At 68.4% G+C, this 26702-nt stretch carries 22 protein-coding genes and 1 tRNA gene; 12 read left to right on the forward strand and 11 right to left on the reverse strand.

Going from position 1 to position 26702, the window contains the following annotated elements; all coding sequences use genetic code 11:
- The first annotated feature begins 8 nt into the window (after window positions 1–8).
- The 5 genes from P73_RS13515 to P73_RS13535 all read left to right on the forward strand — a co-directional run bounded on the left by P73_RS13515 (window position 9) and on the right by P73_RS13535 (window position 3908).
- Entirely contained in the window at window positions 9–983 is a 975-nt protein-coding gene (locus tag P73_RS13515; protein ID WP_043869973.1) for a beta-ketoacyl-ACP synthase III, read from the forward strand.
- A gap of 115 nt (window positions 984–1098) precedes the next feature.
- Window positions 1099–1398, forward strand: a complete 300-nt coding sequence (gene ihfA / locus P73_RS13520) for an integration host factor subunit alpha (protein ID WP_074742997.1) — start codon at window positions 1099–1101, stop codon at window positions 1396–1398.
- 36 nt (window positions 1399–1434) lie between these two features.
- Window positions 1435–2574, forward strand: coding sequence for a MerR family transcriptional regulator (locus P73_RS26510; protein ID WP_245629168.1), 1140 nt, complete (start codon window positions 1435–1437; stop codon window positions 2572–2574).
- Window positions 2575–2662: 88 nt separating this feature from the next.
- Window positions 2663–2739: transfer RNA gene (locus tag P73_RS13530), tRNA-Pro, on the forward strand.
- A gap of 98 nt (window positions 2740–2837) precedes the next feature.
- Complete coding sequence (locus P73_RS13535) at window positions 2838–3908, forward strand: 2'-deoxycytidine 5'-triphosphate deaminase (protein ID WP_043869975.1); 1071 nt, start codon at window positions 2838–2840, stop codon at window positions 3906–3908.
- A gap of 27 nt (window positions 3909–3935) precedes the next feature.
- On the opposite strand, the gene P73_RS13540 is transcribed toward P73_RS13535, so the two are convergent.
- From P73_RS13540 to P73_RS13575, 8 genes are all read right to left on the reverse strand, one after another.
- A complete protein-coding gene (locus P73_RS13540) occupies window positions 3936–4154 on the reverse strand; it encodes a hypothetical protein (protein WP_043869976.1) in 219 nt (72 codons plus the stop codon).
- A 95-nt stretch (window positions 4155–4249) separates the two neighbouring features.
- Entirely contained in the window at window positions 4250–4921 is a 672-nt protein-coding gene (gene scpB, locus P73_RS13545; RefSeq protein WP_139267030.1) for an SMC-Scp complex subunit ScpB, read from the reverse strand.
- Window positions 4914–5711 (reverse strand): segregation and condensation protein A, encoded by a 798-nt coding sequence (locus P73_RS13550; protein ID WP_043869978.1) that lies wholly within the window; start codon window positions 5709–5711, stop codon window positions 4914–4916. The genes scpB and P73_RS13550 overlap by 8 nt, the downstream gene beginning before the upstream one ends.
- 12 nt (window positions 5712–5723) lie before the next feature.
- Window positions 5724–6707 carry a beta-N-acetylhexosaminidase gene (gene nagZ / locus P73_RS13555; RefSeq protein WP_043869979.1) on the reverse strand — a complete coding sequence of 328 codons (984 nt, stop codon included), beginning with the start codon at window positions 6705–6707 and terminating at the stop codon, window positions 5724–5726.
- Window positions 6708–6710: 3 nt separating this feature from the next.
- Window positions 6711–7811 carry an SPOR domain-containing protein gene (locus tag P73_RS13560; RefSeq protein WP_158401942.1) on the reverse strand — a complete coding sequence of 367 codons (1101 nt, stop codon included), beginning with the start codon at window positions 7809–7811 and terminating at the stop codon, window positions 6711–6713.
- A 211-nt stretch (window positions 7812–8022) separates the two neighbouring features.
- Window positions 8023–9741 (reverse strand): arginine--tRNA ligase, encoded by a 1719-nt coding sequence (argS, locus tag P73_RS13565; RefSeq protein ID WP_043869980.1) that lies wholly within the window; start codon window positions 9739–9741, stop codon window positions 8023–8025.
- Window positions 9742–9768: 27 nt separating this feature from the next.
- A complete protein-coding gene (locus P73_RS13570) occupies window positions 9769–11835 on the reverse strand; it encodes a cation:proton antiporter (protein ID WP_082033235.1) in 2067 nt (688 codons plus the stop codon).
- A gap of 36 nt (window positions 11836–11871) precedes the next feature.
- Window positions 11872–13044 carry a deoxyguanosinetriphosphate triphosphohydrolase gene (locus tag P73_RS13575; RefSeq protein WP_043869981.1) on the reverse strand — a complete coding sequence of 391 codons (1173 nt, stop codon included), beginning with the start codon at window positions 13042–13044 and terminating at the stop codon, window positions 11872–11874.
- Between the two features lie 189 nt (window positions 13045–13233).
- Here P73_RS13575 and P73_RS13580 point away from each other — a divergent pair, with 189 nt between their 5' ends.
- The 4 genes from P73_RS13580 to xth all read left to right on the forward strand — a co-directional run bounded on the left by P73_RS13580 (window position 13234) and on the right by xth (window position 16336).
- A complete protein-coding gene (locus tag P73_RS13580) occupies window positions 13234–13566 on the forward strand; it encodes a HesB/IscA family protein (RefSeq protein ID WP_043871720.1) in 333 nt (110 codons plus the stop codon).
- Window positions 13567–13803: 237 nt separating this feature from the next.
- Complete coding sequence (locus P73_RS13585; RefSeq protein WP_043869982.1) at window positions 13804–14163, forward strand: hypothetical protein; 360 nt, start codon at window positions 13804–13806, stop codon at window positions 14161–14163.
- A gap of 123 nt (window positions 14164–14286) precedes the next feature.
- Window positions 14287–15471 (forward strand): BaiN/RdsA family NAD(P)/FAD-dependent oxidoreductase, encoded by a 1185-nt coding sequence (locus P73_RS13590; RefSeq protein WP_043869983.1) that lies wholly within the window; start codon window positions 14287–14289, stop codon window positions 15469–15471.
- A gap of 34 nt (window positions 15472–15505) precedes the next feature.
- Entirely contained in the window at window positions 15506–16336 is an 831-nt protein-coding gene (gene xth / locus P73_RS13595; protein WP_043869984.1) for an exodeoxyribonuclease III, read from the forward strand.
- Between the two features lie 72 nt (window positions 16337–16408).
- Here the strand turns inward: xth and der are convergent, their stop codons facing one another.
- The 3 genes from der to P73_RS13610 all read right to left on the reverse strand — a co-directional run bounded on the left by der (window position 16409) and on the right by P73_RS13610 (window position 20049).
- On the reverse strand, window positions 16409–17908 hold the full coding sequence (gene der / locus P73_RS13600) for a ribosome biogenesis GTPase Der (RefSeq protein WP_043869985.1): 1500 nt from the start codon (window positions 17906–17908) through the stop codon (window positions 16409–16411).
- A 75-nt stretch (window positions 17909–17983) separates the two neighbouring features.
- Window positions 17984–19312: a PQQ-like beta-propeller repeat protein gene (locus P73_RS13605; protein ID WP_043869986.1), complete on the reverse strand. Its 1329-nt coding sequence runs from the start codon at window positions 19310–19312 to the stop codon at window positions 17984–17986.
- A gap of 83 nt (window positions 19313–19395) precedes the next feature.
- A complete protein-coding gene (locus P73_RS13610) occupies window positions 19396–20049 on the reverse strand; it encodes a tetratricopeptide repeat protein (protein WP_043869987.1) in 654 nt (217 codons plus the stop codon).
- A 243-nt stretch (window positions 20050–20292) separates the two neighbouring features.
- Between P73_RS13610 and P73_RS13615 the strand changes: the two genes are divergently transcribed.
- The 3 genes from P73_RS13615 (at window position 20293) to P73_RS13625 (ending at window position 26572) form a co-directional block, all read left to right on the forward strand.
- Window positions 20293–21447 carry an HPP family protein gene (locus tag P73_RS13615; RefSeq protein ID WP_043871721.1) on the forward strand — a complete coding sequence of 385 codons (1155 nt, stop codon included), beginning with the start codon at window positions 20293–20295 and terminating at the stop codon, window positions 21445–21447.
- A 230-nt stretch (window positions 21448–21677) separates the two neighbouring features.
- Window positions 21678–22817 (forward strand): efflux RND transporter periplasmic adaptor subunit, encoded by a 1140-nt coding sequence (locus tag P73_RS13620; RefSeq protein WP_043869988.1) that lies wholly within the window; start codon window positions 21678–21680, stop codon window positions 22815–22817.
- Window positions 22814–26572 carry an efflux RND transporter permease subunit gene (locus P73_RS13625; protein ID WP_043869989.1) on the forward strand — a complete coding sequence of 1253 codons (3759 nt, stop codon included), beginning with the start codon at window positions 22814–22816 and terminating at the stop codon, window positions 26570–26572. The genes P73_RS13620 and P73_RS13625 overlap by 4 nt, the downstream gene beginning before the upstream one ends.
- The last annotated feature ends 130 nt before the right edge of the window (window positions 26573–26702 follow it).

Genomic DNA, 26702 nt, shown 5'->3' on the forward strand with positions numbered 1-26702 from the left:
GCAGAGCCATGACACTTCGGGCAGTCATCACGGGCGTGGGTCACTACCTGCCCGAACGGGTGGTGGAGAACGCCGAATTCGAGAAGACGCTCGACACGTCCGACGAATGGATCCGCACCCGCTCCGGCATCGAGCGGCGCCATTTCGCCGCCGAGGGCGAGACGACCTCGATGATGGGCACCGCGGCGGCGAAGGCTGCGCTCGCGGATGCGGGACGCACGCCCGCCGACATCGACGCGATCATCGTGGCCACCTCGACACCCGATCTCACCTTTCCCTCCGTCGCGACCATGGTCCAGAACGCGCTCGGCGCGAATTGCGGCTTCGCCTTCGACGTCCAGGCGGTCTGCGCGGGCTTCATCTATGCGCTGTCGACCGCCAATGCACAGATCCTCTCGGGCCAGGCGAAGCGCGTGCTGGTGATCGGCGCTGAAACCTTCTCGCGCATCATGGACTGGGAGGACCGCGCGACCTGCGTGCTCTTCGGCGACGGCGCGGGCGCGATCGTGCTCGAGGCGCAGGAGGGCAAGGGCACGTCGGAGGACCGCGGCATCCTCGCGGTCGATCTCAATTCCGACGGCTCCTACAAGGACATGCTCTTCGTCGATGGCGGGGTCTCCACCACCGGCACGGCGGGGAAGCTCAGGATGCAGGGCAACGCGCTGTTCCGTCAGGCGGTGGTAAAGCTCGCGGAGACCGCGGAGACCGCACTCGCCAAGGCTGGCGTGGCCGCGTCCGAGGTCGACTGGATCGTGCCGCACCAGGCCAATATCCGCATCATCGAGGGCACGGCGAAAAAGCTCGGCCTGTCGATGGATCACGTCGTCGTCACGGTGCAGGATCACGGCAACACCTCGGCCGCCTCGATCCCGCTCGCCATGTCCGTGGGCCGCGCGCGCGGCCAGATCAAGCCCGGCGATCTCTGCGTGGCGGAGGCCATCGGCGGCGGCCTCGCCTGGGGCGCGGTGGTATTGCGCTGGTGAGGGCGCAGCAGGCGGAGCGGAAAACTTCCGCCTGAATGATGCCGTCCAAGTCGTTGATATTGACGGCGCCTTGGCAAGCTGCCAGTCTCGGGGGAACACATCTCTGGGAGGTTTCATGAGCAAGACTCTGACACGTATGGACCTGAGCGAAGCCGTCTTCCGCGAGGTGGGGCTCAGCCGCAACGAATCCGCAACGCTCGTCGAGAGCGTGCTTCAGCATATCTCCGACGCGCTCGTCGAAGGCGAGACGGTCAAGATCTCGTCCTTCGGCACCTTCTCCGTGCGGGCGAAGGCCGAGCGTGTCGGGCGCAATCCGAAGACCGGCGACGAGGCCCCGATCCCGGCGCGGCGCGTGCTGACCTTCCGCCCCTCGCATCTGATGAAGGATCGCGTGGCGGCGGGCAACAAGGGCTGACATCGCGGATAAACCTTAGCAAGGGTTTGGTTTTCCATGGATAAATCACCCGACGCCTTTCGCACGATCAGCGAAGTCGCCGACTGGCTCGACACGCCCGCGCATGTGCTGCGCTTCTGGGAGAGCCGTTTTACCCAAGTGAAACCCGTCAAGCGCGCGGGGGGACGGCGGTATTACCGCCCCGCCGACATGGCGCTTCTGGGCGGGATCAAGAAGCTGCTGCACGACGATGGAATGACGATTCGCGGCGTGCAGAAGCTGCTGCGGGAACATGGCGTGAAATATGTCGCCTCGCTCTCGCCCGCGATCGACGGCACCCCCTCCGACACTCCCGCGCCGCGCCCGCCGATTCCCTCCGCCCCGATGGCGGAGAACGTGCCGCAGGACCGGTTCGAGGCGGAGGACACGCCACCCGGTGAAAACGTCCTGCCCTTCGCGCGTCCCGCCGGATCCGAAGCCACACCCGGCGCGCAATCCGCCTTCGATTTCGGCCTCGACACCGATACCGGCCTGCCGGAGGAAACGGGGCCGGAGGCGGAGAGCGCGGAGGACGAGGCCGCGATGGAGCCGCACGGAGAGGACGCCGCGCCCGTGCCCCTCGGCGGCGCGGAGGACCGCGACTCCTTCAAGGCACCGGGGGAGTTGATGGACGATGCGCCCGAGGCGGGCGAAGGCGAAGACTGGCCGCAACAGGACGAACCGCCCCTCACGGAACATCTCACCGTGCCCGAGCAAGACGAGGCGCGGCTTGCCGGCCTTTCGCAATTCACCGCACCGGAGGACATTGTGGAGGAGCCTCTGCGGGCAGAGGAGTCGGAGGAGCCCGCGGAGGCGCCGGAGACCGCTCAGGAGCATGAGGCGCCCGCGGCAGAGGACCTGACCGCCCCTGCCCGCGCCGATACCTTTACCGGCCTGTCGGAGTTCACCGCGCCGGAGGGCATCGCCGAGCAGCCGCTGCGCACCGACACCGCCGGCCCCGTCCCGCCCGCCGCCGGAGTGCCGCTCGGCGCGGATCTTCCGCTCGGGGACGACCTGCCGGACGAGGCCGGGGAGCATATCGCGGCGGAGGGAGTTCTCGGGCGGCTGGACCGGCGCCGGCTGGCCGCGCTGCCGCAGGCGGAGATTTCCGCCCTCTGCGGGCGCATCGAGGCGCTGCGCGCCCGTCTCGCCTCCTGAGCCGCTGAGAGAAAGGCGCGCGGGGGAGAGATTTCTTCCGAATTTCCGCTTGCCCCCGCCGTCAAAATCCTTATGTAAGGCTCCACGTCGGGCTATAGCGCAGCCTGGTAGCGCGTCCGTCTGGGGGACGGAAGGTCGCAGGTTCAAGTCCTGCTAGCCCGACCATCAAAACCCGCCCGTAAGCCTTTGCTTGCGGGCGGTTTTGCGTTATGGGGGACGGACAGAAACCCGCCCGGACCGGCGGCGGAGCGGAGGATGGAAAGATGGGCGTTCTGGCAGATCACGCGATCCGGGAGATGATCGCGCGTGGCGAGATCACCGCCGCCCCCGCCGTCATCGACGCGCAGGTTCAGCCCGCCTCGCTCGACCTGCGCCTCGGCGCCCGCGCCTGGCGGGTCCGCGCCTCCTTTCTCGCCGGGGACGGCCGCAAGGTGGCCGAGCGGCTCGCGGAATTCGAGATGCACCAGATCGACCTCGAAGGCGGCGCGGTGCTCGAGAAAGGCTGCGTCTACGTCGTGCCGCTGATGGAGAGCCTCGCGCTGCCCGACGGGATTCAGGCGGTGGCCAATGCCAAAAGCTCGACCGGGCGGCTCGATCTCCTGACCCGGCTCGTCACTGACGACGGCGTGGAATTCGACCGCATCGCACCGGGCTATTGCGGCCCGCTCTATGCGGAGATCTGCCCGCGCTCCTTCTCCGTGCTCGTGCGGCCCGGCATGCGCCTCAACCAGATCCGCTTCCGCGCGGGTCAGGCGGTGCTGGGCGACGCGGAGCTGCGCGCGCTCCATGCGGAAAGCCCGCTGGTCGACGGCGAGGCGGTGATCGACCAGGGGCTCGGATTTTCCGTCGACCTGAAACCCGCGTCGGGCGATCTCGTCGGCTATCGCGCGAAACCGCATACCGGCGTGATCGACCTCGACGTCATCGGCGGCTACGATCCCTCCGAATATTGGGAGCCGATCCACGCCAGGGACGGCCGCATCATCCTCGACCCCGGCGCCTTCTACATCCTAGTGAGCCGCGAGGCGGTGCATATCCCGCCCGACTATGCCGCCGAAATGGCGCCCTATCTTGCGATGGTGGGGGAGTTCCGCGTGCATTACGCGGGATTCTTCGATCCGGGATTCGGTCATGCGAACGCCGGCGGAGCCGGATCGCGCGGGGTGCTCGAAGTGCGGTGCCACGAGGCGCCCTTCGTGCTCGAGCACGGGCAGATCGTCGGACGGCTGGTCTACGAGCGGATGGAAACGCGGCCGGAACGGCTCTACGGCGCCGATCTCGCCTCCAACTATCAGGGACAGGGCCTCAAGCTCTCGAAGCACTTCCGCGCCTGAGCGCGCGGTCTGCGGAGGCTCCGACGGTCAGAAGCGGCCGATGCGGCGCGACAGCCGCGCGACCTTCTTCGCACGCTTGGCCGTGTCGCCCGCGCCGGCCTTGGTGTCGCCCGACGCCTCGCTCCCGCCGCCTCCGCGCCTTTCCCAGGCCTTGCCGCCCATGTCGATGCCCTTGTTCACCCCCATGTTGACGAGGCGGCGCATCACCTGGCGCACAACCATGTTGATCACTCTGTCAATATTCATCGCTCCGGTCCTTTTCCTTGCACGTCGGGCCCGCCTGCCCGACCGGCCTCTCTCCCTAGCTAGTATGCACCGCCCGCCGATCCAAGGTGCGGCGCTCAGCTTTCGTCCTCGAACAGGTCCTCCTGCCCCTCGTCCTCTTCGGCACCGTCCTCTCCGAGCCCCGGCATCGGGCGGCTTTCGAGAAGGCCGGCGGCGCGCAATTCCCTCACACCCGGAAGGTCGCGCGCGCTCTCGAGCCCGAAATGGTCGAGGAAGGCGGGCGTCACCACGTAGGTCACCGGACGCCCCGGCGACATCCGGCGGCGGCCGAAGCGGATCCATTCGAGCTCCATGAGCTGATCGAGCGTCCCCTTCGAGACGGAGACGCCCCGGATCTCCTCGATCTCCGCACGGGTGCAGGGCTGATGATAGGCGATGATCGCAAGCGTCTCGGTCGCCGCGCGGCTCAGCTTGCGGGTCTCCACCGTCTCCTTCTGCATGAGAAAGCCGAGATCGGGCGCGGTGCGGATCGCCCAGGCCTCGCCCACACGGACGACGCGCACGCCGCGCCCCTCATAGCGCTTCTGCAACAGCTCGAGCGCCACCTTCGGATCGCAGCCATGCGGCATCCGCGCGGCGAGGTCGGCCACGCTCACCGGATCTGCGGAGGCAAAGAGCACGGCCTCCACCATGCGCTCCTGCTCGGCCAGCGGCGGCGCGCCGAAGAGGCTCTCTCCGATCTCCGGGGCCTCCGCCCCGTCCATGGGCTCTGTCTCGGGCTCACTCATCGGCTCTCCTTGCCTTGATCTCGATGGGCGCGAAGGTGTCGCCCTGCCGGATCACGATCTTACCCTGTTTCGCAAGCTCGAGCGAGGCGGCAAAGGTCGCCGCGGTCGCCGAGCGCCGTTTCTTCGGGTCGAGTTCCCAGCCCTCGGGCAGGTAGCTCGACAGATCCGCCCAGTCGATCGCATAGGGGATCAGGTGGCGCAGCCGGTCGAGCGCCTGTTCCATCGACAGGATCGCCTCCCGGTCCATGACGAAGGGGCGGAACTCGTCCTTGGTGCGCACGCGGGCATAGCCCTGCATCAGGTCGAGAAGGCTTGCGGTATAGCTCACGCTGCGGATGCGTGCGACCTCCTCGGGCAGACCGCGCACGAAGAAGTCGCGCCCCTTCTGATCGCGCGCCATGAGCTTCGCGGCGGCCTCCCGCATCGCCTCGAGCCGCTGGAGCTGAAAGGCGAGATGGGCCGCGAGCTCCTCGCCCGAGGGCCCCTCGTCCGCCGGATCGGGCGGCAGCAGCAGGCGCGATTTCAGAAAGGCAAGCCAGGCGGCCATCACCAGATAGTCGGCGGCGAGCTCGATGCGCAGTTCCTTGGCCTTCTCCACGAAGGCGAGATATTGCCGCGCGAGATGCAGGACGGAAATCCGGCGCAGATCGACCTTCTGCGTGCGCGAAAGCTGCAACAGCAGATCGAGCGGCCCCTCGAACCCGTCGACGTCGACGATCAGGGCCTCGGCCGCAAGCCGGTCCTCGACGCTCAGGATATCCGCGATGTCGAACTGGTCCTGCTCGGCCATGGGCCCCTCTGCCTATCCCAGGAGGTGTCGAAATTCCGCCTCGAGCGCGGCGATGTCAACAGGGCGATATCCCGGCCGGCTGTCTGCCGCACGATCCGCACGGGCCTGGGCCGCCGCATCCATCTCGCCGAGCGCCGCGATCGTCTCCATCTCCCGCAGATCGCCGTTGCAATGCAGCACGAGATCGCAGCCCGCCGCAAGCGCCGCGGTACCCCGGTCGGCCACGCTGCCCGCGAGCGCCTCCATCGAGATGTCATCGGTCATCAGCAGCCCGTCGAAGCCGATCTCCTCGCGGATCACCCGGATCGCCTCCGGGCTCTGCGTCGCGGGACGGTCGGGGTCGAGCGCCTCCATGACGATATGGGCGGACATGCCCATGGAAAGATCGCGCAGCGCCCGGAAGGGGGCGAAATCCGTCTCGAGATCGGCGCGCGAGGCGCTGACCCGCGGCAATGCCCTGTGGCTGTCGAGCGTGCCGCGCCCGTGGCCCGGCAGGTGTTTCATCACCGGGGCCACACCGCCGTCCGCCAGTCCCTCGACCAGCGCGCGTCCCATTCGTGCGACCGTCTCAGCATCCTCGGAAAAACAGCGGTTGCGCAGGAAGGGATGGGTCTCCGCCCGCGCCACGTCGAGACCGGGCACGCAGTTCACGTCGATGCCCGCGCCATGGAGATCCTCGGCCAGGAGCCGCCCGCGCAGCCACATGGCGCGCGCCGGATCTCGGGCGCGTTCGCATTGCTCCATCGGCGGGAGGAATTCGCGCCAGTGCGGCGCCCGCAGCCGCTGGACCCGTCCGCCCTCCTGGTCGATCAGAACCGGCGCCTCCCGCCCGACAGCCTCGCGCAGCGCGCCGGTAAGGCGGCGCAGCTGCTCCGGATCGGAAACGTTCCGCGAGAAGAGGATGAAGCCCCAGGGATCGGCCTGTGCGAAAAAAGCGGCCTCGGGGGCGGTCAGGGCGGTCCCTTCGCATCCCAGGATGAACGCGCCCTGCCCCATGCCTCAGCGCTGCACGGTCGGCACGCAGGCCGCGTTCATCGCCGTCATCGCGGCACAGAAGCGGTTCGCATCGGAGGCATCCGCAAAGCCGTGGGCGCGCAGGCGATAAAAGGTCTTCCCGCCGCTTTCCGCCGACTCGATGACGCGGGTCTTGCCCGCCATGAGGTCGGAGAAGCGGGCGTTCAGCCGCTCCCATTCGCCGCGGGCGATCTCTTCGTTCTGGAAGGCGCCGAACTGCACGAGATGATCGCCCGCCGGCACATCGGAAGCGGTCATCTCGCCGGAGCCGGCGATGGCGGCGAGAATGTCACCGGCCACCCCGTCGAGGCTCGCCGCATCGCTCACCGCCGGGCGGGAGGCGAGGCGCACCGGGCGCGGCGCCGGGATCGGGGAGACGGCGAGCGGTCCCGCGGGCATGTCCTCAGCCATCTCCTCCTCGGAGACCTCCTCGAGGCCCTGGAGCTCCAGCGGATCCTCGGTCAGCGCAAGCGTCTCGAGATCCTCCTCCTGCCCCTCCCCGGTGTCCTCCGGGAACAGGTCCGGTGCTGCGGACAGCGCGTCCTGCATGTCCGCTTGCGCCGGGACCTCGGGCGTGTAGGAGGTCAGCACCGGCTCGGCGATAAGCTCCATCGGCTGATCCTCTTCGGTGAGCGAGGCGGGCCGCGGCGCGAGGGTGAGGCGATCGGCAGGCGGCGCGGCGGAGCCGTCGGCGGTGACGGAATTCACCGCGAGCCCCTGGTGCATCGCGAGCTGGCCACCGGGATCCTCGGGCACGATGCGCGCCGACCCTTCGAGCGCCCGGATCACCGGCACGCCCGTCACGTCGCGCACGAGGAGCTGGTATCCCCAGATCCCGAGCCCGACGATGAGCGCGAGCGACACCGCCGCCCCCGACCATTGCGCCATCCCGAGGCGCGGACGCGCCCCCGCGGTGTCGTCATCGGCCATCATCGCCTCGACCGGCTGGGCCTGGCCGTACTGCGGCGCGGGGCCGCCATGGGCGAACTGTTGCGCAAAGCGCACATCATGGGGCGGGTGGAAGGCGGCATCGTACTGCGGCGCCCAGCCCTCCGCCGGGGCCGGCGCGTATCCTGCCGGGGGCATGCGCTCCCGCGCGGGATCGCGCCCATAGCCAGTGTCGGAGTGGAATCCGCCCATATACGGGGCGTGCCGTAAATCCTGCGCCATCTTTGCCTCTCACCGCTTCCCGCATTGTTTCTCGCGGGTTATGTCCTGCTCGTGAGGAACCGCGCGAAGGTCTTTGCCTTCTCTGCCTGATGCGGTCCGCTCCTGTCGCCGGTCGGGGACGCCGCGCTCAGCGCATCTCCTCGACCGGGGTCACGCCAAGAATACCAAGACCTGCGGAAATCACAACGGCCACGGCACGCGGCAGGGCCATTTTCGCCGCCGACGCCTCCGGGCTGTCCTGAAGGAAGCGCAGGCGCGTGTCCTCGTTGCCCTTGTTCCACAGCGCATGGAAGTCGGAGGCGAGTTCGTAGAGGTAGAAGGCGATGCGATGGGGCTCGTGGCCCTTCGCGGCGATCTCGACCTGGCGCGGGAAGTCGGCGAGCTTGCGCGCCACCGCGATCTCGGCGGGATCGTCGAACCGCGGCACATCCGTCAGCACCACGCCCTGCTCTTCCGCCTTGCGCAGCACGGAGCGCACGCGGGCATGGGCATATTGCACATAGAAGACCGGGTTGTCCTTCGATTGCTCGAGCACCTTGTCGAAATCGAAATCGAGCGGTGCGTCGTTCTTGCGCGTGAGCATGATGAAGCGGGTGACATCCTTGCCCGCCTGCTCCACCACGTCGCGCAGGGTGACGAAGGTGCCGGCGCGTTTCGACATCTTGAAGGGCTCGCCGTTCTTGAAGAGCTTCACGAGCTGGATGAGCTTGATATCGCAGGGCACCTTGCCGTCCGACAGGGCGGAGACCGCCGCCTTCATCCGCTTCACATAGCCGCCGTGATCGGCACCGAACACGTCAATGATCTCGTCGAAGCCGCGCTTCACCTTGTCGTAGTGATAGGCGATGTCCGGGGCGAAATAGGTCCAGGAACCGTCGGATTTCTTCACCGGACGATCGACATCGTCGCCATGGGCGGTGGACCTGAACAACGTCTGCTCCCGCGGCTCCCAGTCCTCGGGCGTCTTGCCCTTCGGCGGTTCGAGCACACCCTCGTAGATCAGGCCCTTCTCGTCGAGCTCCTTCAGCGCGGCCTCGATCAGCCCGGTGCCGTAGAGCGATTTCTCGGAGAAGAACACGTCCATCTCCACGCCCAGCGTCGCGAGATCGTCGCGGATCATGTCCATCATCCGGGCGGTCGCGAATTCGCGCACCTCCTCGAGCCAGTCGCCCTCGGGCTTGTCGAGCAGGCTCGTGCCATAGGTCTCCTTCAGCGCCTCGCCCACGGGACGCAGGTAGTCGCCCGGATACATGCCCTCGGCGATCTCGGGATTGAGCCCGTTGGCCTCGCGGTAGCGTTCGAAGGCCGAGCGCGCCAGCACGTCGACCTGCGCGCCGCCGTCGTTGATGTAATATTCGCGCGTCACGTCATAGCCCGCGAAATCCAGAAGCGAGGCCAGCGCGTCTCCGAACACCGCGCCGCGCGTGTGTCCGACATGCATCGGTCCGGTCGGGTTGGCGGAGACGTATTCCACATTCACCCTCTTGCCGCCGCCCATCCGCGAGCGGCCATAGCCCTCCGTCGTCAGTACGGTTCCGACAAGCTCCGACCAGATGCCGTCGGCGAGGCGCAGGTTGATGAAGCCGGGGCCGGCCACATCGACGCTCTCGATCCGGGGATCGGCGCCGAGCTTCTCCGCGAGCTTGCCGGCGATCTCGCGCGGGTTCGATTTCGCCGGCTTGGCGAGCACCATCGCGGCATTGGTCGCCATGTCGCCATGCAGCGGATCGCGCGGAGGCTCCACCGCGACGGCAGCGTAATCGAGGCCCGCGGGCAGCACGCCCTCCGAGACGAGCGCGGCGAGGCTGTCCATCACGAGGGCGCGGATGTCGGCGAAAAGGTTCATGGCGGTCCTATCGGGGGTCATCTTCTGTCAGGGCGTGGGTTTACCACGCCCGTTGGGCGCGTCAACGCCCCTGTCCTGCCCCGCGCTTCCCCCGGTGGCGGTCCCGCTGCCGTCCCCTGCGGCCAGACGCGCCGCCTCACGCCGGGAGGCGGAAGGTTTGGGCTTTTCCTTCGCCGGCTCCGGCGGGACAAGGGCCACGAGGCGCACGCCCGGCGCCATCCGTCCGCGCGCGGCCTGCAACCGCGCCTCCGTCATCCGGCGTTTCAGCCCCTCGCGCGCGCTCTCGCGCTGATCCTCCGGCAGCGCCTCGATCGCCGCCTCGGCGCGCTTCGGAAACAGGATCTCCGCATCCTCCGCGAGCAGGCGCTTGAATTCCCCCGCCTCGCTCAGCCGACCCAGGAGATGCGCGCCCTCCCGATCCGCCTTCCACTGGTCGAAACCGTATTCCTCGGTGAGCGGCGTGACCGAGATGCGCCAGCCCGCGCGCATCAGGTCGTCGAGTTCGCGATAGGTCTTGCCCGCCCCGAATCCGCGCCCGCCGAGCTGGGTCGGGAGCGCGTGGCGCGACTGGTTCTCCCGCACGCGGGCGAGTTGCCAGACGTGCTCGCGCCCGAATTCCGGCGCCAGATCGGTGGTCACCAGCGTGTTATAGGCGTCGTTCTCCGTCGCCGCGATCACGATCGAGAAGTCGAGCAGTTCGAGATTGTCCTCCGCCGCCTCGGAGAGCACGTCGCCGTAGAAGATCGGCAGGCCCTCCGCGCGCGGCCGCACCAGCCGCCCGTGGTTCGGGTCGGAAATCAGCACCGGCACCTCCTCCTTCTTCAGCGCCGCGGCGAGCGCGGTGGTGAAGCGCGAGCCGCCGACGAAGAGCACGCCGGGCCTGCCGGTCGAGGCGAGGCCAAGGAAGCGCGCCATCGGTGCGAGGGTGAAACCGTGAAGCGTCACGGTCGCGATCACCAGCACGAAGGCCAGGGGACCGAGGAGCACCCCGTCGGGCACGCCCGCGGCGGCGAGCCGTTCCCCGAAAAGCCCCGCCACGGCGACGAGCACCACCCCGCGGGGGCCGGTGAGGGCGAGAAACAGCTTCTCCTTCCAGGGCAGCCCCGTGCCGATGAGGGAGATCAGCACCGTGAGCGGACGCGCCACGGCGATCACCAGCAGGACGAACAGCCCCGCGCGCCAGGTGAGCTGCGCAAGGGTGGCGAAGTCCACCGAGGAGGCCAGAAGGATGAAGACCCCCGAGACGAGCAGGATCGTCGCATGTTCCTTGAAGCGCCGGAGCTCCTCGAAGGAGGGCAGGTCGGCATTGGCGATCACGAGCCCCATCACCGTCACGGCCAGAAGCCCGCTTTCGTGCAGCAGCAGGTCGGGCACGGCGAAGGTGGCGAGAAGGGCCGCGAAGAGCACCGGCACCTTCATGTATTCCGGCACATAGCCGCGCCGGAAGGTGTAGGAGACCGCGGCCCCCGCCGCGAGGCCGATCCCGGTCGCGATCGCGATGCCGAAGCCCAGTTGCAGGAGCGCCGCCGGAAGGCTTTCCGCCTCCCGCCCCACGAGCACGAATTCGAAGGCGAGCACCGCGGCCAGCGCGCCCACCGGATCGTTGACGATCGCCTCCCATTGCAGAAGGTTCGCGGGACGGCGTTGCAGCTTCGCCTGCCGCAGGAGCGGCGCGATGACGGTGGGGCCGGTGACGACCATGATCCCGCCGAAGACCGCCGAAGCCTCCCAGCCGATGCCCGCCCCGAAATGCAGCGCAAGCGCGGAGAGAAACCAGCCCAGCGGCGCGCCGATCACGACGAGGCGCGTCACGCCGGTGCGCGCATCCCCGAGCTTGTGCAGATCAAGCGTCAGCCCGCCCTCGAACAGGATCACCGCCACGGCGAGGGAGATGAGCGGCTGCACCAGCTCGCCGATATCGCGGTCGGGATCGAGGATGCCGGTCACCGGCCCGATGAGGATGCCCGCCACGAGCATGAGCACGATGGCCGGCAGCTTCAGCCGCCAGGCCAGCCATTGCGAGCCCACGCCCAGAACGCCGATGAGCGCGAAGGCTTCGACGGGGGCGAGTCCCCCCATGATGTTCGTGGCCATGCTGCCCCTTTCGCTGTCCCTTCTCCGCCCTGCCCGTCAGGTGCAGAGCCGTTTGTATTCCTGGATCGCGAAGCGATCGGTCATGCCTGCGACATAATCCAGAACCAGCCGCGCGAGTTCCGTGTCGCTCTGCACCGCGTCGACTTCCTGGCGCCATTCCTGCGGCAGAAGCTCGGGCTTCTGCATGAAGAGCGGGAACAGCGTGTTGACCATCATCGTCACGCGCCTGCGTTCGCGCACCACCGAAGGAGCGCGGTACATTCGCTTGAAAAGAAAAGATTTTATTACCTTAAGGTTCTGGTAGAACGGTTTCGAGAACCGGATGATCGTGCGGTCCATGTCGCGGATGTCCTGCGCGGTCTCCGGCTTTGCGCTCTCCAGCCGGTTGGTGGCGATGGCGATCACGTCCTCGACCATGTAGCCGAAGATGCGCCGCAGCGCCTCGTGATCGCGCCGGTTCGCCTCGAGCCCCGGATACTCCCGGTCGACCTCCTCATAGGCCGGTCCCGTCAGCGGCAGTTCCATGAGATCCTCGGCGGTAAACAACCCGGCGCGCAGCCCGTCGTGCAGGTCGTGATGGTTATAGGCCACGTCGTCGGCGATGGCCGCGACCTGCGCCTCGGCGGAGGCAAAGGTGTGCAGCTCGAGATCGAATTGCGCGTTCACCTCCTCCAGCGCATAGGGCAGCGGCGCGTCCTCGGGATGTTTCTTCTTGTCCGCATAGGGCCCCACGATCGGCCCGTTGTGCTTCGCGATGCCCTCGAGGCTCTCCCAGGTGAGGTTCAGCCCGTCGAAATCGGCATAGTGCTTCTCGAGCTTCGTCACGATCCTGAGGGCCTGGGCATTGTGATCGAACCCGCCATAGGGCGCCATCAGCAGTTCCAGCGCGTCCTCGCCGGTATGGCCGAAGGGCGAATGGCCCAGATCGTGCGCGAGCGCCACCGCCTCCGCGAGGCCCTCGTTCAGCCCGAGCACACCGGCGATCGTCCGCGCGACCTGCGCCACCTCGATCGAATGGGTGAGCCGCGTGCGGTAATAATCCCCCTCGTGCTCGACGAAGACCTGCGTCTTGTGCTTGAGCCGCCGAAAGGCGGAGGAATGGATGATCCGGTCCCGGTCCCGCTGCCAGGGCGAGCGGAAGGTGGAAAGTTTCTCGGCGTGAAGCCGTCCGCGGGTCTCGCCCGGCTGGCTTGCATAGGGTTTCAGCATCTGCCTGTCTCGCGGTAGGCCAAGCCTGCGCCGCGTCCTTGTCGCGTCTGTTTCGAACGACTATATTCCATGATGACCCCCGGCGACAAACAGATGAAGCCGGGTTTTGACGGCCAAAGGGCTGAAAAGCCGCCCGAAATTGACCAGTTCATGCGAAACGCGACAGAAATTCGATCCGAAGGCTCCGACATGTCCCTCACGCTCCCCCCGAAAGTCACGCCCCGCGCCTTTGCCCGCCTTGCCGAGATCAACGCGAGCACCGGCGAGGAGAAGGTGCTGCGCGTCGCGATCGAAGGCGGCGGATGCTCCGGTTTCCAGTACGACATCACCCTCGACGAACCGGCCGAGGACGACGTGGTCCTCAAGGGCGAGGGCGGCGCGGTGGTGATCGACCCGGTCTCCCTGCCCTTCCTCGAGAACGCGACCATCGACTTCACCGAAGAGTTGATCGGTGCCCGTTTCGTCATCGACAATCCCAACGCCACCTCCTCCTGCGGCTGCGGCGTGTCCTTCTCGCTTTAGATCCCTTGCGGGGAGGCGCGGCACGGCGCGCCCACGCGAAATCCCGCCGAGGCGATCAAATCGGCGTGAGACAACGCGCGAGACGGGCTCGGGGTTCCGAGTCCGCCGCCAGGACCGGCATAAATTTTTTGTTATGGCACAATGCCTTAACTTTTCCGTGTCGCGACACATCTCGTCCCTCACAACGGCCGCGCCATGACACGCCCGGCCCGGCATCATGCAAGGAAGGACCAGATCATGACCTATACTTCGATGAAAACCCTCGCCGCCGCCTCGCTGATCGCGCTCGCGACCGGCACGGCCTCCTATGCGCAGGGCATGGGATACAACTACATCGTGCCCGGCGAGAACGACAATATTTCCACCTCGCTCACCCTCGAGATGGTGCGCGCCTCGCAGGCCGGCACGGTTCAGGTCTATGACTACACCGCCGGCGAACAGGGCGACCTGATCGGCTCCGCCGAAGTCAGCGCCGGCGCCAACGAGGGGGTGAACGTCACCCTCGACGCCAATACCGCGCAGCAGCTTCTCATCGTGCTGACCGTCGGCGGCCAGGTCGAGGCGACCACCACGATCCACGACGCGAATACCAACTGACCGGACCCTCCGGCCGACGGTGCGAAAGCCCCCGTGACCCAGGGTCCGGGGGCTTTCCCCATCCCCCCTTTTTCCCGCCCGACCACTCTTGCAAAACCCCGCACCCCCTGCTCAAAGCGGGGCATGGAACAGTTCGACACGATCATCCTGGGCGCCGGTGCCGCCGGGCTTTTCTGCGCCGGGTTCGCGGCGGCGAAAGGCGGCCGGGTCCTCGTCGTGGACCACGCGCGGCGCGCGGCCGAAAAGGTGCGCATCTCCGGCGGCGGACGGTGCAATTTCACCAATCTCCACGCGGGGCCGGAAAATTTCCTCTCCGCCAATCCGCATTTCGCGAAATCCGCCCTCGCCCGCTACACCCAATGGGATTTCCTCGACCTGCTCGGCCGCCACCGCATCGGCTGGCACGAGAAGACGCTGGGACAGCTGTTCTGCGACGGAAAATCCCAGACCATCATCGACATGCTCCTGGCCGAAGCCCGCGCCGCGGAGATTCGCCTCGCGACCACGGTGGACGAGATCGCCCATGACGGGACCGGCTTTCGCCTCACCCTCTCGGGGCGCCCCGCCCATGCCCGCCATCTCGTCGTCGCGACCGGCGGCAAGAGCATTCCGAAAATCGGCGCCTCCGGCCTCGGCTACCGCATCGCCGAACAATTCGGCCTGCCCGTGACCGACACCCGCCCCGGCCTCGTCCCGCTCACCTTCGCGCCGCAGGAACTCGACTGGATCGCACCGCTCGCCGGCACCGCGCTCGAGGCGCGCCTCTCCGCCAACGGCACCGCCTTCGACGAGGCGCTTCTCTTCACCCACCGCGGCCTATCCGGCCCGTCGGTTCTCCAGATCTCGAACTACTGGCGCGAAGGCGACGCGATCACCGCCGATCTGCTGCCTGGCCGCGACGCCTTCGCCGCCCTGCGCGCCGCGCGGCAGGAGAATGGCCGGCGGCAGATGCAGACGGTGCTCGCCACCCTGCTGCCCGCCAGGCTCGCCGCGGCCCTCGCCGGGCGATGGTCCCTCACCGGCAATCTCGCCGACCAGCCCGACACGGCGCTCGCCGCCCTTGCCGACCGGCTCCACGCGCTCACGCTCAAACCGACAGGATCGGAAGGCTACCGCACCGCCGAGGTCACGCTCGGCGGGGTCGACACCGCCGGGCTGTCGTCGAAGACGATGGAGGCGCCCCCCCTGCCCGGCCTGTTCTTCATCGGCGAGGTGGTGGACGTCACCGGCTGGCTCGGCGGCTACAATTTCCAATGGGCCTGGGCCTCCGCCGCCGCGGCGGGACGCGCCATTGCCGAGCGCGGCTGAGCCCCCTACAAAGAAGCAAACGAGGGAGCATTCCATGAAGATCGCGAGCTTCAACATCAACGGCATCAAGGCCCGCGCCGGCGCACTCGTCGACTGGCTGAAAGAGGCGGAACCGGATGTCGTCATCCTTCAGGAGATCAAGTCGCTCGACGAGAACTTCCCGCGCGACCTCTTCGAGGATCTGGGCTACAACGTGGAAACCCACGGGCAGAAGAGCTTCAACGGCGTCGCGCTCCTCTCGAAACGCCCGCTCGAGGACGTGACGCGCGGCCTGCCCGGCGGCGCGGGCATGGGGCGCGACCACGGCGACGACGTGGAGGCGCGTTACATCGAGGCAACGGTGAGCGGAGAGAAGGGCGCGATCCGCATCTGCGGGCTCTACCTGCCGAACGGCAACCCGGTCGAGCTGACGCCCGAGGGGACGCCGGTTCCGGGCTCCAAATACGATTTCAAGCTCAAGTGGTTCGCCCGGCTCGAGGCGCGGGCGAAGGCGCTTCTGGCGCTCGAGGCCCCCTTCCTGATGGCCGGCGACTACAACCTCATTCCCCAGCCCGAGGACGCCAAACGCCCGGAGGCCTGGACGGAGGACGCGCTCTTCCGGCTCGAGAGCCGCACGGCCTTCCGGCGGCTGACGGCGCTCGGGCTCACCGACGCGCTGCGCGTGCGCAACGGGGCGCCGGGGCTGTATACCTTCTGGGATTACCAGGCCGGCGCCTTCCAGAAGAACGACGGCATCCGCATCGACCATGTCCTGCTGTCGCCGCAGGCCGCCGACCGGCTCACCGACTGCCAGATCGACGCCCATACGCGCGCAAAGGACAAACCGTCGGACCATGTGCCGATCTGGGTCGAGCTGGATATCTGAACGCAGGCGAAGGCAGAGGCACCGCGCCCGGCTTCATCTGCTCCTGAAATATCCCCGCCGGAGGCAAGCGCGTCAGCGCTTCTTCTTCGGCGCGTCCGCCCGATCCTTGCCGAGATGCTTCCGAAGCCGCGACGGTGTCGATTTCGTCTTGTTCCTGTAGGGATTCCGGTCCGCCTGGGAGCGGAAGAACAGCCGGATCGGCGTGCCGGGCATGTCGAAATCCTCGCGCAACCCGTTGACGAGGTAGCGCTTGTAGCTCTCGTTCAGCTCCTCGGGATGACTGCACATCACCACGAATTGCGGCGGGCGCGCCTTCACCTGCGTCATGTACCTGAGCTTGATCCGGCGCCCGCCGGGAGCGGGCGGCGGGTGCGCCTCGGTCATCGCGCCGAGCCAGCTGTTGAGCCGCGAGGTCGACACGCGCCGGTTCCAGACCGCATGCGCCTCGAGGATCGCCTCGCGCAGCCTGTCGAGGTTCTTGCCGGTCACCGCGGAGACGGTGACGAGCTGCGCGCCCCTGAGCTGCGGCAGAAGCCGGGCGAATTCCTCGCGCAACTCGCGCGCCTTGTTGGACTTGTCGCCCTCGGTGTCCCATTTGTTGACCGCCACGACCACCGCGCGCCCCTCGCGCTCCGCAAGATCGGCGATGCGCAGATCCTGCTGTTCGAACGGGATCGAGACGTCGAGCAGCACGACCACGACCTCCGCGAATTTCACCGCGCGCAGACCATCGGCTACCGAAAGCTTCTCGAGCTTTTCCTGCACCTTCGCCTTCTTGCGCATGCCCGCCGTGTCGAAGATACGCACCGGCGTGCCGTCCCAGTCCATCGTGACGGAGATCGCGTCGCGGGTGATCCCCGCCTCCGGGCCGGTGAGCAGGCGATCCTCGCCCAGAAGCTTGTTGATCAGCGTCGACTTGCCGGCGTTCGGGCGGCCGACCACGGCGATCTGGAGCGGCTTGTCGCGGGTGAAGTCGCGCGAGGTGCCGCCGATCTCCTCGTCCTCGCCGAACTCCTGCTCCTCCTCGGTCAGATCCACATCGACCTCGGGCGCCTCCGCCGCGGCGCGTGCCTCGAATCCTTCGGCAAGCGGTTGCAGCACCGAGTAGAGGTCCGGCATCCCCTCGCCATGCTCGGCCGACAGGCGCAGCGGTTCTCCGAGGCCGAGCGCATAGGCCTCGAGCAGCCCCGCCTCGCCCGCCTGCCCCTCCGCCTTGTTGGCGGCGAGGATGACATGGCGCGCGCGCTTGCGCAGGATTTCGGCAAAGACCTCGTCCGCGGGCAGGACGCCCGCGCGCGCGTCGATCATGAACAGGCAGATGTCGGCCATGTCCACGGCGCGTTCGGTGAGCCTGCGCATCCGGCCCTGGAGGCTTTCGTCCGTGGCCTCCTCGAGGCCCGCCGTGTCGATCACGGTAAAGCGCAGGTCGCCGAGCTTCGCCTCGCCCTCGCGCAGGTCGCGCGTGACGCCGGGCTGGTCGTCGACCAGCGCGAGCCGCCGCCCGACGAGGCGGTTGAACAGGGTCGACTTGCCGACATTGGGGCGGCCGACGATGGCGAGCGAGAAACTCATGGTCACTCTCCGGGTGTTGCGGGTCTTCGTTCCAAGCGGCCCCGATACACCCGAACGGGCGCGCGAGTAAAGGGCCTAGCGCAGCGCGGCGAGCGAACCGTTCTCCAGCAGCACGTACATCACCCCGCCGACCACGATCGGATCGGAGGCCGCACCCTCGGGCAGCGCGACGCTGGCCGAAAGCGCGCCGGTGGCCGGGTCGAAGCCGCGCAGGGTGCCGTCGTCGGAGGCGACCCAGATCCGGCCGCCGGCGGCCACGGGGCCGTAATGGGCGAAGACCGTCTTGCGCTTGCGCGGCTTGTCGGTGGTGAAATAGGGAAGCTGCGCGCCCCAGATCCGCTCCCCGGTCGCGGCCGAAAGGCGCACGAGCTCGTTGCGGTCAGTGACGATGAAGACGGAGCCGCCGACCACGGAGGCCGGGCTGTAGGCGCCTTCGTCTGCGGTCCAGATCCGCTCCCCGGTCCCCAGATCGAAGGCGGCGTAGCGCCCGGCCTGGTTGCCGACATAAAGCCGCTCGCCGACCACGACCGGATCGGAGGTGATGTCGGACACATTGGCATAGACCACGCCCGGCCGCTGGCCGGCGATCGACGCGGTCCAGTAACGCATCCCGCCCTTGCGGAAGCTCGCATAGAGATCGCCCGAGGCGAAGGGGAAGACGACGAGCTGGTCGGTGACGACCGGAGAGGCCGCGCCAACGCGGCGGGTGACGCTCTCGGGACCGGCAAGGGTCCATCTCACCCGGCCCGTGCCGGCGTCGAGCGCCCAGGCCTGGCCGTCGCCGGCGGTGACATAGACCATGCCGTCATGCACGCTGATGCCCGCCGCGCCCACGGCCTCGAGATCCTGGCGCCAGCGGATGCCGCCGGTCGCCACATCGAGCGCGATCAGTTCGCCATAGCCCGTCGTCGCATAGAGCGTCGGCCCTGCCACCGCGAGCGTGCCGCCAAAGGCCTTGCCCCGGCGTTCGCCCGGCGGGGTGAGATCGACGGACCAGAGCGTGCCGCCGCCCGAGGCGGAGAGCGCCACGAGCCGCGACTCGGCATCCATCGCAAAGACCCGGCCGCCGGCGGCGACGGGATCCACGGTCAGGCGCAGCTTGCGGGTGTTGCCCTTCCCGACGGACGCGGTCCAGGCAAGTGCCGGCGCGCCCGTGGTGAAGGCATTGTGGCCCGAGGCATGGAGCCGTCCGGCCCCGACCATCGGCCAGTCCGCACGGCTGACCGGCGCCCCGAGCGAAATCTGCGCGGCGCGATCGGCGCGCGGTGCCTCGCCGCTGCCGAGAATGGTCCCGGCGCGCGGGTCGAGGCGCTGACCGGGAAGGATCTCCTCGCGTGCCGCGCCACAGGCGGTGAGCGCCAGCATGGCCGCAAAAAGCCCCGCCTTTCCTGCCTGACCCATCATCCCGCTCTCCCTCATGCTACCCCTGAGTTCAACCTGTCACGCGGCCTTCAGCCGTCATATCAATCCGTTAGGCCCGGCCCGGATCACCCGGCCTCCGGGTCCGCCCCAAGCGCCACAATCATCTGGAGCGCGCGCCGACGCAAGGCATTACTTGCCTCCTCGTCCTGCGAAATGGCCCGATACCCCGCGACCGCGGCCTCGGTGTCGCCCATCTCGACCTGCGCCGCGGCGATCTGCTCCTCGGCGAGCAGCCGATAGGGCGCGCCCGGCCCGGCGATGCCGGCGAGCTGGCTCATCCGCTCCTCGGGCGGCGTCTCCCCCGCCCCGAGCATCGCCGACTTGAGCACCGCCAGATCGCGATAGACCGGATCGAGCATCGCATCGGTGGTGAAGGGCGCGAGCGCGGCGAGCGCGCCCTTGACGTCGCCGGCGGCGTGAAGCTCGCCCGCGCGCAGCATCGCCACGACGATCCGCGCATCGCCCGCGGCCGTGATCTCGTTGAGCGCGGCGGCGCGCCCGGCGGGGTCCTCCGCGGCGAGCGCGGCGGTGATCGCATCGCCCGTGGCTTCCGCCTCGGTCCGCGCCTTCGCCTTCGCATACTCGCTCCAGGCGGCACCGCCCACGAGCACGACCACGGCGAGGATCCCGATCCAGCCGTATTTCTTCAGAAACGCGTAAAGGCGGTCCCGGCGGACCTCTTCGGTCACCTCGTCGATGAAGCTGTCGGTCTGGCTCAACTCTCCCCCAGCCTGCGCGGCGGCGCATCAGTCATGTTGTCGTTCCGCTCCCTCTTACCCCGATCCGCAAAGAAATGCCAAGGCCCCTCGGGCGCGCGACCTTCCGGAGCGGAGGAAACGGCGCGCTGCGCGCCCGGAATATCGCGGATGTCGCGGCGCCCGTGTCCCTGATGATCGTTGCGCTTGCGCTTTTCGCATCATGATGCTGAAACCTTGTCCCAACTCGGCGGGGAGGCAGGCATCTTGCACATTCTACGATCACTCGGCCCGGCGGTCGCGCGGGTTTCTGCCATGGAGGCCTTGCGCGCCGGAATCGGCGCCTTCGCCGGGCTCTGCCTGACCGGGCTGTTTCTCCTGTCGCCGCATGTGGATCTCGACATGGGCCTCTATCTCGTCGCCCCCTTCGGCGCGACCTCCGTCCTGCTCTTCGCGGTGCCGAACAGCCCGCTTGCGCAGCCCTGGTCGGCAATCGTCGGAAACACCGTCGCGGCCATTGTCGGCGTCGCGGTCTGCGCCGCGGTCGCCGATCCCGCCCTGCGGATCGGCCTCGCCGTCGGGCTGGCCGTCACGGCCACGATCCTGTGCCGGGCGGTGCATCCGCCGGCGGGCGCCGTCGCCATGACCGCCGCGATGAGCCCCGATGCCGTCGCCCGCCTCGGGTTCTGGTTCGCCCTTGCGCCGGTTGCCGCCGGCACCGTCGCTCTTGTCGTGCTCGCGACCCTCTATGCGCGGATGACGGGCCGGCATTATCCGTTCCGGCAGTTCGACGACCCGAACCGGCACCGGACCGCCGACCGCGCCCCGTCCGAACGCCTGGGCCTTTCGGCGCAGGAGCTGACCGGCCTGCTCGAACGCTACAGGCAGTCCTTCAACCTCGGGGTCGAGGACCTCGCCCGGCTGATCGGCGCGGCGGAGTTGCAGGCGGCGGCTCACTCCTCGGGACCGCTGAAGGCGGGCGACATCATGTCCCGCGACCTGGTCACCGTCCGCCCGGACACCCCGCTCGGAGAGGTGGCGGACCTGTTCAGGCGCCACAGGTTCACCTCCCTGCCCGTCATCGGGGCGGAGGGGAAATTCCTCGGCGTCATCTTCCAGATGCACCTGATCGGCCAGGCGCGGGACGATGCCTTCCGCCTCGAGCGGGGATACCTCGCCGCGCTCCGGCGCCTGCTGGACCGCGATCGCGACCGACCGGTGACGGCGGGCGACATCATGAGCGTCGCTGGTCCCCGTGCCACGGCGGACACACCGGTCGGCGCCCTGCTGCCGATGATGGCGGACGGGGACACGGATGCCGTCCCCGTGGTAGAATACGGACGGATCGCGGGCATCGTGACACGGACCGATCTCATCGCGGCGCTCGCGCGCAATGCGGTGCGCGCGCGGCAGGAGCCCTGATCCGACGCAGGAGCGGGGGTGCGACGGGAGCCGAAGGGCGAACCGGACACGAAGGACACATGCCCTGACCGGCGGCAAAGAGGCCGGTTGCGAACGCACCGCATCCGCCCCATCTTGGCGAAGATGTTAAAAAGTTTAACTCCACCTTCAGCCCTCCGGCGACTGATCCGAACCGCCTCTCCGGACGTTGACAGGGGGCACCGCCGAAAACGACAAGAGACGAGACCTCGATGCGCCTCATTCACGTCCTCACCGCCCTGCTCGTCATGGCCTTCCTCTATGCCTTCGTCTTCGAACGCGACCGGCTGACCGGCGGCGGTAGCGGCGCGGCCGATCCGGCGCCGGAGAGCGCGGAGAGCTTCGCGCCGCCCGCGCGCAAGGCAGCGGGCGAGGACAAGACGGTCTCCGTCGTTGCGACGCGCTCCACGGCCCGCGCGCTCGACAACGTCGTGCTGCTGCGCGGACAGACGGAGGCCGCACGCAGCGTGGAGGTCACCGCCGAGACGGCCGGACGCGTCGTGAACGACCCGCTGCGCAAGGGCGCCTATGTCCAGGCGGGCGAGGTGCTCTGCCGGATCGACCGGGGCACCCGCGACGCGACGCTCGCGGAGGCGAAGGCCGCGCTGTCGGAGGCGGAGGTCGCCCTGTCGAACGCGCAGCGGCTCAACCGGGGCGGCTACGCCTCCGACACGCAGATCCTCACCGCGCAGGCGGGGGTCGAACGGGCCCGCGCCGCGGTCGCGCAGGCCGAGCGGGACATCGTGAACCTCGAGGTGAAGGCGCCCTTCGCCGGGCTTCTGGAAAGCGACACGGCGGAACTCGGCACGTTTCTCGCCGCCGGATCGTCCTGCGCGACGGTGATTCAGCTCGATCCGGTCAAGCTCGTGGGCTACGCGCCCGAGGCGGAGGTGGACCAGATCGAGGTCGGCGCGCCCGCGGGGGCGCGGCTCCTGTCGGGCGACGAGGTGAGCGGCCGCGTCACCTTCCTGTCGCGCTCGGCCGATCCGACCACCCGCACCTTCCGGGTCGAGGTCGAGATCCCCAATCCCGACTTCCGGATCCGCGACGGGCAGACCGTCGAACTCGCGATCCGCGCCCAGGGTGTCACCGCCCATCTCGTGCCGCAATCGGCGCTCACGCTTGATGACGAAGGGCGGATCGGGCTGCGCCTCGTCGGACCGGACAAGCGCGTCGAATTCGCCCCGGTCACCGTCATGCGCGACACGCGCGAGGGGATCTGGGTCACAGGGCTGGCCGAGGAGGCGGCGATCATCACCGTCGGCCAGGATTTCGTGCGCGCGGGCGTGGCGGTCGACCCCCATTATGCCGAACCACCGCAGGCCGGCGCAGAGGCGGAGAGCATGCAATGACCGGAATCGTCGCCTGGGCCGGCCATCACGCGCGGATGATCCTCGCCTTCATCGTGCTGACTCTCGTCGCCGGGGCCTTCGCCTACATGAGCCTGCCGAAGGAGGGCGAGCCGGATATCGAGATCCCCGCCCTGTTCGTCTCCGTCCCCTTTCCGGGGATTTCCGCCGAGGATGCGGAGAAACTGCTCGTCCGACCGATGGAAACGGAACTGTCGGATCTCGACGGGCTCGACACCATGTCGGCCACCGCCGCAGAGGGCTATGCGGGGATCGCGCTTGAATTCGATTTCGGCTGGGACAAGTCGAAGACCATCGCCGATGTGCGCGACCGCATGGGCCGGGCCGAGGCGGACTTCCCCGAGGGCGCGGACAGCTACACGATCACGGAAATCAACTTCTCCGAATTCCCGATCCTCATCGTGAACCTCACCGGCCCCGTGCCCGAACGCACGCTCGTGCAATACGCCAAGCGCATGCAGGACCGGATCGAGGGGCTGGAACCCGTGCTCGAAGCGGCGCTCACCGGGCATCGCGACGAGATGCTCGAGGTGATCATCGACCCGCTCAGGCTCGAAAGCTACAACGTCACCGCCGCCGAACTCATCGACGTGGTCACCGCCAACAACCAGCTCGTCGCGGCGGGCGAGGTGGAAACGGACCAGGGCGCCTTCTCGGTGAAGATCCCGTCGAGCTTCGACGACCAGCGCGACGTGATGGAGCTTCCGGTGAAGGTCAACGGCGACCGGGTGGTGACGCTCGGCGATCTCGCGGACATCCGGCTCACCTTCGAGGATCCCGAGGGCACCGCGCGGTTCAACGGCGAGAGCACCGTGGCGCTCCAGGTGGTCAAGCGCAAGGGCTTCCCGATCATCGACACGGTCGCGCTCGTCAAACAGGAGATCGAGGCGGAATACGCGACATGGCCCGAGGAGTTGCAGGAGGCGATCGTCGTCGGCACCTCGAACGACCAGTCGCGGCAGGTCTCCTCGATGGTGAGCCAGCTCGAGGGCTCGGTGCTCACCGCGATCGCGCTGGTGATGGTCGTCGTGCTCGCCGCCCTCGGCATCCGCTCGGCGCTCCTCGTCGGCTTCGCGATCCCGACCTCCTTCCTGCTGTGCTTCATCCTCCTCGGGCTCATGGGGGTGACGATCTCCAACATCGTGATGTTCGGGCTGATCCTCGCCGTCGGGATGCTCGTGGACGGGGCGATCGTCGTGGTCGAATATGCCGACCGCCGGATCGAGGAGGGCGACGGGCCGATGGCCTCCTTCGTCGAGGCGGCGCAGCGCATGTTCTGGCCGATCGTCTCCTCCACGGCCACCACGCTCTGCGCCTTCCTGCCGATGCTGTTCTGGCCGGGCGTCGCGGGTGCCTTCATGGGAATGCTGCCGGTCACGATCATCTTCGTGCTCTCCGCCTCGCTCATCGTCGCGCTGATCTACCTTCCGGTCATGGGCGGGGTCTCCGGCCGGATCGCGCGGGCCTTCGACGACATTTCCGCCGGGCTGCGCCGCATCGCGCCCTGGTGGCTGCGCGCGGTGCTCGTGCTGCCCTTCGCCTATCTCGTCTTCCTCGGGCTGATGCAGATGATGAACCCGTCCTACCTGCTGCCCGACGGCGCCTCCGGCTGGGGACCGCTGACGCTGGGGTTCGCGCTCTTCCTGACCGGCTCCGCAGGCACGGGGATCATGCTCTCGGCGGCACGGATCGAACGCCCGGCGAAAAAGGTCGACGCCGGCTACAGGCGCACACCCTTCGGCCATTTCACCCATTTCATCGCCGGCAATCCGGTGATGCCGCTCGTCGCCGTCGCCTCCGTCATCGCGGGGGTCGTGGCCGTCTTCGTCTATTACGGACAGAACAACCGCGGCATCGAATTCTTCGCCGCCTCCGAACCCGAACAGGCGATCATCTACGTGCGCGCCCGCGGCAATCTCTCGCTCGCGGAGAAGGACGCGCTCGTGCACCAGGCCGAGGAGATCGTGCTGAACCAGCCGGGCGTCGACAATGCCTTCGTCTTCGCCGGCGAGGGCGGGCTCAACCGCAACACCGGCGGCTCCTCCGCCCCGCGCGACACGATCGGCCAGATCCAGGTCGAGCTCATCCCCTGGGACGACCGCCCGACGGAGACGAAGGACGGCATCCTGTTCTTCGAGGACACGCATGTGCGGCCCGAATACGACGGCGATTACGTGCTCGCGGAACTCGAACGCAAGCTCGCGGCCCTGCCGGGCATCTACACCGAAACGCTGAACCTCGCGATGGGCCCGGCCTCGGCCAAGCCCGTGCACCTGCGGCTGAAGGGCAACGATTTCGACGCGCTCGCGGAAGCGGCCGCGACCGTGCGGGCGAAATTCGAGACGATGGAGGGGCTTGCCGATATCGAGGACACCCGCCCCCTGCCCGGCATCGACTGGCAGATCGACGTGGACGTGGAGAAGGCGGGGCGCTACGGCGCGGATGTCGCCACCGTCGGCGGCATGATCCAGCTCGTCACCCGCGGCATCCTGCTCGACACGATGCGCGTGCCGTCCTCCGACGAGGAAATCGAGATCCGTGTCCGCCTGCCCGAACAGGACCGCGTGCTCTCCACCCTCGACACGCTGAAGGTGCGCACTCGGGACGGGCTCGTGCCGCTGTCCAATTTCATCACCCGCGAGCCGGTCGCGAAGCTCGCCCAGATCGACCGCGTGGACCAGCAGCGCTATTACGACGTGAAGGCGGCGGTGGACAGCGGACTGACGCGGGAGGACGGCGTCACGATCACCGCCACCGAGCGGATCGGCACGCTCACCCGCTGGCTCCGGGAGGAGGCCGCCCTGCCCGACGGCGTCACATGGCAATGGACCGGCGACGACGAGGAGCAACAGGAAACCGGCGCCTTCCTCGGCCAGGCCTTCGGCGCCGCGCTGGCGCTCATGTTCATCATCCTGCTCGCGCAGTTCAACAGCTTCTACAACGCGGTGCTGGTGCTGCTCGCGGTCGTGATGTCCACGGCGGGCGTGCTCGTCGGGCTCCTCGTGATGGACATGACCTTCGGCATGATCATGACCGGGACGGGCATCGTCGCGCTCGCGGGGATCGTGGTGAACAACAACATCGTGCTGATCGACACCTATCAGGAATACGCCCGCTACATGCCCCGGATCGAGGCCATCGTGCGCACGGCCGAGGACCGCATCCGGCCGGTGATCCTCACCACCATCACCACCATGGCGGGGCTCACGCCGATGATGTTCGCGATCTCGCTCGACTTCATCGGCGGCGGCTACACGATCAACGCGCCCACGGCGCAATTCTGGACCAACCTCGCGACCGCCGTGGTCTTCGGCCTCGGGATCGCCACGGTCCTGACGCTGGTCTTCACTCCGGCGATGCTGGCGCTCCGGGTCTGGTTCTGGGACATCCTGCACCATGCGCGGATGCGGCTCGCGACCGCGCTGGGCGCGCAGAGCCGCTCCGCGGAGGACTACCGCCTGCGCCGGGAGGCGAAGCGGGCGCAGAACCCGGAATTCGTCTGGAGCACGGGCGAAGGGGCCTGGGGGGCGCCCGACAGCTTCGACGCGCATCGCGTGAGCGCGCCCGCGATGTCGTCCGGCCCCGCGCCGCTCGCCGCGACCCGCGCCGCCCCCCCGGCACGCGCGCCCGAGCCGCCGCCCGCGACGCCCGAGAGCGTCGAGCAGGTCGATGCGGAAACGCCGGAGCGCGGTCCGGGACGGAAAAAGGGGCGCAAGGGGTCGGAGGCGGCGGAATAGCGGGGATTTCCGGCCGCTGCACACCGCAAGCGCGCCACGGCACCGGAGCGCCTTGCGGGCCCAAGGAGACGGAGGGCGGCGGATGCCGCTCCAAGGCCGGTCCTCCGGGCCGGTGCACCGATCCTCCCGG

The organism is Celeribacter indicus (genome assembly GCF_000819565.1).
GTDB classification, from domain to species: Bacteria; Pseudomonadota; Alphaproteobacteria; order Rhodobacterales; family Rhodobacteraceae; genus Celeribacter; species Celeribacter indicus.

What these genes read in the sequence shown, in the direction of transcription:
- P73_RS13550 (WP_043869978.1), bottom strand. Translation starts at nt 5,711, where the DNA reads ATGGCCGAGCAGGACCAGTTCGACATCGCGGATATCCTGAGCGTCGAG.
- P73_RS26510 (WP_245629168.1), top strand. Translation starts at nt 1,435, where the DNA reads ATGGATAAATCACCCGACGCCTTTCGCACGATCAGCGAAGTCGCCGAC.
- P73_RS13580 (WP_043871720.1), top strand. Translation starts at nt 13,234, where the DNA reads ATGTCCCTCACGCTCCCCCCGAAAGTCACGCCCCGCGCCTTTGCCCGC.
- P73_RS13540 (WP_043869976.1), bottom strand. Translation starts at nt 4,154, where the DNA reads ATGAATATTGACAGAGTGATCAACATGGTTGTGCGCCAGGTGATGCGC.
- argS (WP_043869980.1), bottom strand. Translation starts at nt 9,741, where the DNA reads ATGAACCTTTTCGCCGACATCCGCGCCCTCGTGATGGACAGCCTCGCC.
- P73_RS13590 (WP_043869983.1), top strand. Translation starts at nt 14,287, where the DNA reads ATGGAACAGTTCGACACGATCATCCTGGGCGCCGGTGCCGCCGGGCTT.
- P73_RS13575 (WP_043869981.1), bottom strand. Translation starts at nt 13,044, where the DNA reads ATGCTGAAACCCTATGCAAGCCAGCCGGGCGAGACCCGCGGACGGCTT.
- P73_RS13570 (WP_082033235.1), bottom strand. Translation starts at nt 11,835, where the DNA reads ATGGCCACGAACATCATGGGGGGACTCGCCCCCGTCGAAGCCTTCGCG.
- scpB (WP_139267030.1), bottom strand. Translation starts at nt 4,921, where the DNA reads ATGAGTGAGCCCGAGACAGAGCCCATGGACGGGGCGGAGGCCCCGGAG.
- P73_RS13605 (WP_043869986.1), bottom strand. Translation starts at nt 19,312, where the DNA reads ATGATGGGTCAGGCAGGAAAGGCGGGGCTTTTTGCGGCCATGCTGGCG.
- P73_RS13585 (WP_043869982.1), top strand. Translation starts at nt 13,804, where the DNA reads ATGACCTATACTTCGATGAAAACCCTCGCCGCCGCCTCGCTGATCGCG.
- P73_RS13515 (WP_043869973.1), top strand. Translation starts at nt 9, where the DNA reads ATGACACTTCGGGCAGTCATCACGGGCGTGGGTCACTACCTGCCCGAA.
- P73_RS13620 (WP_043869988.1), top strand. Translation starts at nt 21,678, where the DNA reads ATGCGCCTCATTCACGTCCTCACCGCCCTGCTCGTCATGGCCTTCCTC.
- P73_RS13560 (WP_158401942.1), bottom strand. Translation starts at nt 7,811, where the DNA reads ATGCCCCCGGCAGGATACGCGCCGGCCCCGGCGGAGGGCTGGGCGCCG.
- der (WP_043869985.1), bottom strand. Translation starts at nt 17,908, where the DNA reads ATGAGTTTCTCGCTCGCCATCGTCGGCCGCCCCAATGTCGGCAAGTCG.
- xth (WP_043869984.1), top strand. Translation starts at nt 15,506, where the DNA reads ATGAAGATCGCGAGCTTCAACATCAACGGCATCAAGGCCCGCGCCGGC.
- nagZ (WP_043869979.1), bottom strand. Translation starts at nt 6,707, where the DNA reads ATGGGGCAGGGCGCGTTCATCCTGGGATGCGAAGGGACCGCCCTGACC.
- ihfA (WP_074742997.1), top strand. Translation starts at nt 1,099, where the DNA reads ATGAGCAAGACTCTGACACGTATGGACCTGAGCGAAGCCGTCTTCCGC.
- P73_RS13535 (WP_043869975.1), top strand. Translation starts at nt 2,838, where the DNA reads ATGGGCGTTCTGGCAGATCACGCGATCCGGGAGATGATCGCGCGTGGC.
- P73_RS13625 (WP_043869989.1), top strand. Translation starts at nt 22,814, where the DNA reads ATGACCGGAATCGTCGCCTGGGCCGGCCATCACGCGCGGATGATCCTC.